The sequence below is a fragment of the Acinetobacter sp. YH12201 genome (assembly GCF_013418145.1).
In the GTDB taxonomy this organism is placed as follows: Bacteria; Pseudomonadota; Gammaproteobacteria; order Pseudomonadales; family Moraxellaceae; genus Acinetobacter.
This window is the reverse complement of the sequence record NZ_VPCP01000122.1, coordinates 1-6,227: the sequence shown is the minus strand read 5'-3', so window position 1 is coordinate 6,227 and position 6,227 is coordinate 1. Positions and strand designations below refer to the sequence as shown.

6 protein-coding genes and 1 pseudogene are annotated in these 6,227 nt (G+C 38.9%); 6 read left to right on the top strand and 1 reads right to left on the bottom strand.

The features are described from left to right. Window positions 1-109: pseudogene (locus tag FTU91_RS15365) on the top strand (IS701 family transposase); the annotation flags it as partial. A gap of 183 nt (window positions 110-292) precedes the next feature. After that, entirely contained in the window at window positions 293-799 is a 507-nt protein-coding gene (locus FTU91_RS15360) for a YqiA/YcfP family alpha/beta fold hydrolase (protein WP_180082782.1), read from the top strand. A 41-nt stretch (window positions 800-840) separates the two neighbouring features. Here the strand turns inward: FTU91_RS15360 and FTU91_RS15355 are convergent, their stop codons facing one another. Further along, complete coding sequence (locus FTU91_RS15355) at window positions 841-1,383, bottom strand: adenine phosphoribosyltransferase (RefSeq protein ID WP_086176209.1); 543 nt, start codon at window positions 1,381-1,383, stop codon at window positions 841-843. 523 nt (window positions 1,384-1,906) lie between these two features. Between FTU91_RS15355 and rubA the strand changes: the two genes are divergently transcribed. The 4 genes from rubA to oxyR all read left to right on the top strand — a co-directional run bounded on the left by rubA (window position 1,907) and on the right by oxyR (window position 5,236). Beyond that, window positions 1,907-2,071, top strand: coding sequence for a rubredoxin RubA (gene rubA, locus FTU91_RS15350; protein WP_086195931.1), 165 nt, complete (start codon window positions 1,907-1,909; stop codon window positions 2,069-2,071). Between the two features lie 73 nt (window positions 2,072-2,144). Next, window positions 2,145-3,323 carry an NAD(P)/FAD-dependent oxidoreductase gene (locus FTU91_RS15345; protein WP_180042941.1) on the top strand — a complete coding sequence of 393 codons (1,179 nt, stop codon included), beginning with the start codon at window positions 2,145-2,147 and terminating at the stop codon, window positions 3,321-3,323. A gap of 56 nt (window positions 3,324-3,379) precedes the next feature. Further along, window positions 3,380-4,324 (top strand): esterase EstB, encoded by a 945-nt coding sequence (gene estB / locus FTU91_RS15340; RefSeq protein ID WP_218944805.1) that lies wholly within the window; start codon window positions 3,380-3,382, stop codon window positions 4,322-4,324. Window positions 4,325-4,330: 6 nt separating this feature from the next. Then, complete coding sequence (gene oxyR, locus FTU91_RS15335; protein WP_180042940.1) at window positions 4,331-5,236, top strand: LysR family transcriptional regulator OxyR; 906 nt, start codon at window positions 4,331-4,333, stop codon at window positions 5,234-5,236. Window positions 5,237-6,227: the final 991 nt, after the last annotated feature.

Genomic DNA, 6,227 nt, shown 5'->3' with positions numbered 1-6,227 from the left:
AAATGTATATCGTTGGCAGAAGAAATTATTTAGACCAATGATCAAAAACTTCATTGATGACTTTATTCTCGATAAAAATCATCTGCTACCACAGAGAATCTATAAATAATAGTGCGTAAGTCCTATTTATTTTTAAATTAAGTTTATTAGATTGATCTGAAATACACCTTAGACCAAAAGCTAACTTCTTTGTTCAGCCAAGTCACTTACAATAGATTCAAGAAAAATAGTTGAAAAGTAATCTATTCGACTGTGTCTATCTTTGTGAATAAAGAAAGTATGAACTAAAAAAATGACGACATGCCCTTTAAAAATCCTATTTTTGCATGGACTCGATTCTTCGCGTGAATCAGCCAGATTCCATGCTATTAACGCCGATCATAAATATTGTATCGATGTAGATTATCGCAACCTGAATTTTCAAACCGTCGCTAACTTTTACCGGGAAATTATTGCCAAAATTCAACCGGAAATTCTGATTGGCCATAGCTTGGGGGCTTACTGGGCCTTAAAAATGTCAGTCCTATACAAAATTCCGGCGATTATTGCCAATCCCAGCCTAAGCCCAGACTTTCGTGCTGATTATCCACCTATTAGCGAAGATGATCTGGAACATGATATTGCACAAATTGCCTATCTGGAATTAGGCGATGAAGAACTGGATATGTATGCTGTACAACAGCAACTCGAACCCTATATGCAGGTTCAGGCCGTCGAAGGTGGACATCATCGTTTAGCCAGTCCAGAAAATATCAATGGACTGCTTCAGCATATGCAGACATATTTTCTGAAAAAATAAAAAAGCCTTGGAATAACCAAGGCTTTTTTCACATGCTTTAATCAAGCAACAGCTTGTTCTGGTTGAGATTTTTCATCTAATACCGACCAAATATCTAAGCCGAGGTCATTATGCAAATCTGGCAAATCCAGAAAAACACTAGCCCCTAAAACTTCATGCTTGCATTTATTCACTAACTGTTTAACTGCTTTTAGCGTACCGCCAGTGGCTAACACATCATCTACGATAATGATTTTTTGCGCTTGAACATCAGCCGACATTTCCAGACGGTCCATGCCATATTCCAGACTATAACCGACACCAACCACTGGTGGCGGTAATTTTCCTGCCTTACGAACCAGCAATAAACCTTTGCCCAAACGTTGCGCCAATAAACTTGCAAGTACAAAACCGCGCGCTTCAACTGCAACAAAACTGTCGACTTCTGCCAATTTTTCAGCAGGAATACTGGCAACTAAAGCGTCAGTTAATAACTCAATGTTTCCCATAAATAATGGAGTCAAGTCATAAAAACAAATACCTGGTTTAGGGAAATCCTGGACCGTACGAATGTTAGACCACAAAGTTGTAGACAGATTGCTCATGGGAGAAAAGTATTTTAAAAGAGAATATATGAATTTTAACGCTTTATTAGGCCTATGACCAGTCAGCGCTTACTTTTAAACCATAATAAAAATAATCACAAAATTATAACTTACTGATTTAGTTATTTAATTTTTTAAATAAATAATAGGTATAGATTTATCTAATCATAGAATAACAAATACAGGTTTTTTTTTCTGCACGACCTTAGTCTAAAAAGACCACTTATCCACTTTGACTACGCTGGGATCCAAAATCTTGTTTGTCGCACTGCTTAAAAAGAAAAGTTAATTTATATTGCTCCACTTCTGCCTATTTTCATGCTTTAAAGACCAGTTTTGTTCTTCTCAGCAATTCTGGTTTCAATTTCTGTCCTTAAACTCCGATATTTGCTTTACATTGTAGATAGAACTGCGTAAAAATTTGCTTGAATGTGTACATTGAAAGTCATATCAATAGAGTCACACGGTATATGGAATATTACTGACCGCATATTTTTGAAAAGTCAGTGTTTTGGAGAGTCAAATGAAGAAATATCAATGCATCGTTTGTGGATGGATTTATGACGAAGCTGAAGGTTGGCCACAAGATGGGATTGTCGCAGGGACCAAATGGGAAGACATCCCGGATGACTGGACCTGCCCGGACTGTGGTGTATCAAAAGTTGATTTCGAAATGGTAGAAGTCTGATTATTGATACAAAAGACCATAGTGAATGGTCTTTTTTTATGTCTTATTAAAGAAAAACAGTCTGGAGAATAATATGCATCCTATCGTCATCATTGGTTCTGGTATGGCCGGCTATACCGCAGCACGTGAATTTCGCAAGCTTAATCCCGAGCATGAGCTGGTCATGATCTGTGCAGATGATGCGGTAAACTATGCCAAACCGACACTTTCCAATGCTTTAGCTGGGAACAAGGCACCTGAACAAATTGCTTTAGGCGATGCAGCTAAAATGGCAACGCAACTGAATATGCGTATTGAAGCCCATACCTGGGTCAAAGAAATTCAAGCAGCCCAACATCAGCTTATTTTAGAAAAAGATGGTCAGCAAAGTACTCAGCCTTATGCCAAGCTGGTTCTTGCAGTGGGTGCTCATCCTGTTCGCGTAGCGATTGCAGGCGATGGCAGTGATGATATTCATGTCGTCAATAATTTAGAGGACTACAAGGCATTCCGTAAAAATCTGGATCAACATCACGATAAACGTGTGGTGATTTTAGGTGCCGGTCTGATTGGCTGTGAATTTGCCAATGACTTGCAAAACACAGACCATCAAGTGACTGTGATTGATTTGGCTCCTCAACCTTTGGGACGCTTATTACCCGCCCATGTTGCAACGTCTTTCCAGGAAAAACTTGAGGATACCGGTATTCACTTCGTTCTGGGCACCACGGTTGAAAAAGTCATCAAAGTGGAACAAGGCGATTATCAAATCACGTTAGCCAATGGTCAGTCTGTGATTGCCGACATTGTACTTTCTGCGATTGGTTTACACCCGAATCTGGAGTTAGCAAAAGCTGCTGATATTCATTGCAGTCGCGGTATTTTGACCAATAGCCATCTGGAAACCAACCAGGCAGATATTTATGCCATTGGGGACTGCGCCGAAGTCAATGGTTTGCTGCTGCCATATGTCATGCCAATTATGCAACAGGCACGTGCCTTAGCCAAAACCTTGAATGGTGAAAAAACCCATGTGCATTACCCGGCAATGCCGGTTGCAGTAAAAACACCTGCTGCACCACTGACAGTACTTCCTGCACCTGTGGACGTTGATGTAAACTGGGAAACAGAAGAACTCGAAGATGGAATGATTGCTAAAGCCATCGATAGTGAAAATACCTTACGTGGTTTTGTCTTGTTGGGACCAAGTGCTGCCAAACAGCGTTTGATTCTCACCAAACTGGTGCCGGACTTGATTCCTGCTGCAGTTTAAGGTTTTAATACCAAGGACATTTTTTCAGCAAAATGTCCTTTTTTAGGAAAATAACAATGGATAGCGCACTCAGTTTTACGGGTTCTCCCTATACATCTTTTATGCATGAAACCAAAGTCAATTTAGGTAATGGCGTTGAACTTCATGTGGAAATGGGTGGAAACCCGGAACATCCTGCCATCATGCTGATTATGGGTCTGGGTGCGCAAATGTTGTTTTGGCCTGATTTTTTCTGCAAATCCCTGATTGACCAAGGTTATCGCGTAATTCGTTTTGACAACCGCGATATTGGCTTGTCTTCCAAAATTCGTCATTCTGGTCCACGTCTCAACACATTGAAATTGATGGGACGTTTTGCCTTAGGCTTACAAAATCAAGGTGCGCCATATAACTTATATGATATGGCAGAAGATGCAGCACTACTGATTGATCGTTTGGGTCTGCAACAAGTCTCGGTCATTGGCGCTTCCATGGGGGGCATGATTGCACAAATTCTGGCAGCAAAACATCCACAAAAAGTCAGTAATCTGGGCCTGATGTTTACCAGTAACAATCAGCCTTTATTACCACCGCCTTTTCCCAAACAACTGTTTAGCCTGATTGGCAGACCAGAATCGACTGATGAAGAAGGCATTGTGAACCATAGCGTGAAGGTATTTAACATTATTGGCTCATCTGGATATATCAATCAACTGGAAATTATTCAGACAGCACGCAAATTATATCAACGAAGTTACTATCCAGCGGGTGTACTTCAACAGTTTTTAGCAATATTATGTACAGGTTCTTTGCTACAATTGGGTAAGCAAATTCAGCAACCTACCCTCGTGGTACATGGCTCTCGTGATCGTTTATTGCCACCGAGTCATGGCAAAGCAGTTGCAAAGGCAATTACTGATGCTAAGTTTGAATTAATTGAGGGAATGGGGCATGATATCCCACCGCATTTTATTCCATATCTGAGCGGATTATTTGCTGATCACTTTAAATCAAAACATTAGGACACTATGGCTGCATTACCCTCTTTAAGACAGCTGTCATACCTCGTTACACTGTCTGAAACGCTGCATTTTACTGAAGCTGCGCGCCGTTCATTTGTGACCCAGTCAACCTTGTCTGGCGGGATCATGGAGTTAGAGCGCTTGCTAGGTGGAGTACTTGTTGAACGCGATCGCCAAAATGTACGTTTAACTCCGCTTGGTGAACAGGTTGTTGCACGAGCCCGTGTTCTTTTGGCAGATGCCCAAGACCTGATGCGTTTAAGTCGTGAAATGAGCGAACCTTTAACAGGTGATCTACATTTAGGGATTATTCCCACAATTGCACCTTTTATTCTGTCGCAACTGCTAGATGAAGTGCATAAACAACTTCCTAAAATTCAGCTGCACTTGCACGAAGCACAAAGTGAAAAAATTGTCGAAAAACTCGAACATGGTAATTTGGACATGATCGTGTTGGCATTGCCTTTTGACACACGTGGCTTAAAAGTTGCAGAAATTGCAAAAGAAAATCTGTATCTGGTTTACCATAAAGCGGATCAGAATGCGCAGAATGCCCGCAGTTTGGATGATCTGGATTTATCGCGCTTAGTATTACTTGAAGAAGGTCATTGTTTACGCAACCATGTGTTAAGTGCCTGTCCAATTGGTGAACGCAAAAATGATCATCGCTTAAAAGCAAGTTCATTACCGACACTAATAGAAATGGTTTGTTCAGACTTAGGCTTTACCCTGCTTCCTGAAATTGCGATTCATAACCATATGATTAAAGCCAATTCAGACTTGGTGGTGAAACCTATAGAGGCAGCGCCAAGCCGTACTCTTGCCCTGGTGACACGTAAAAGTACCCCATTGCAAAGCGAGTTTGATGTCCTGTTACAAATCTTGCAAAAAATCACCCAGACTCTTCATTAAAAGATTCAATCTATTAAAAGGAGCAACTGCTCCTTTTTTTATACTTAATGTAAAGTATGCAGGCTCATTTTTTTAATCAAATGCCTTATTTTCTTCATAAAAAAATGCTTAGCACGCGGATAAACCTTAATTAAAACAAATGGACAACTTCTCATACATAGGGATAAACAGAGAAAGTTACATTCAAGAAATTACTCACTTCTGAATTGCAAACACCATCAAAAGTGAGCAATTCCAGGCAACCATTCAACTACTTTATATACTTGATAATAGGTATTTTATGTTTCATTTAAAAATGAAAGGTAAAAAATAGCTTATCCACCCAGATAAGCCATGTAAGGTAAAATATTTCCATTACTCTGATTGTAATAGAAATATTATAGCCCTTGGAGTTGAAATAGGATTGTTGAGTCAACCCAAACAAAAAGCACTGTTATGCTATAAGCTAAATATCACTTCTAATATCCCTATAATTGGGTATTTTTCATCATTTATAAGAATACCTGTACTTTGCACAAGAAAATAACTCAACCACAAATAAGTCAAAATAAAATAATTTATATCTAAATATTCTTTACTGTACAGAGACTTAAATTTACTTTTATTTTATAAATTCACCAGTTTCAGGAATAGCTGTTTGTTTATTTTTATCACCAAGTAACCAAATAAAATATACCACCACTGTGAGTACAAGCTTGTTAGTGAACTGCTATTAGCCGTTTCTATCATGATGATAGAAGATCAACCCTTTTTTTAATCATTCATTAGAAAAACAATATTAAAAATATCTACAGAAAAATTGCCAGCGTAGAACCTTTATTTTTTAAGTTGAGGATGATTTATTGGGAATAATTTATGAATAAATCCTTTGTACACGACAAAAAAAGATAACTCATTGAAATAATGGCATAATACTTGTTTTCTGACGACGAATATGATGACACATTTCAATGAGTTACATCTCATCTTAAACAAATATCTAAAGTGGAAC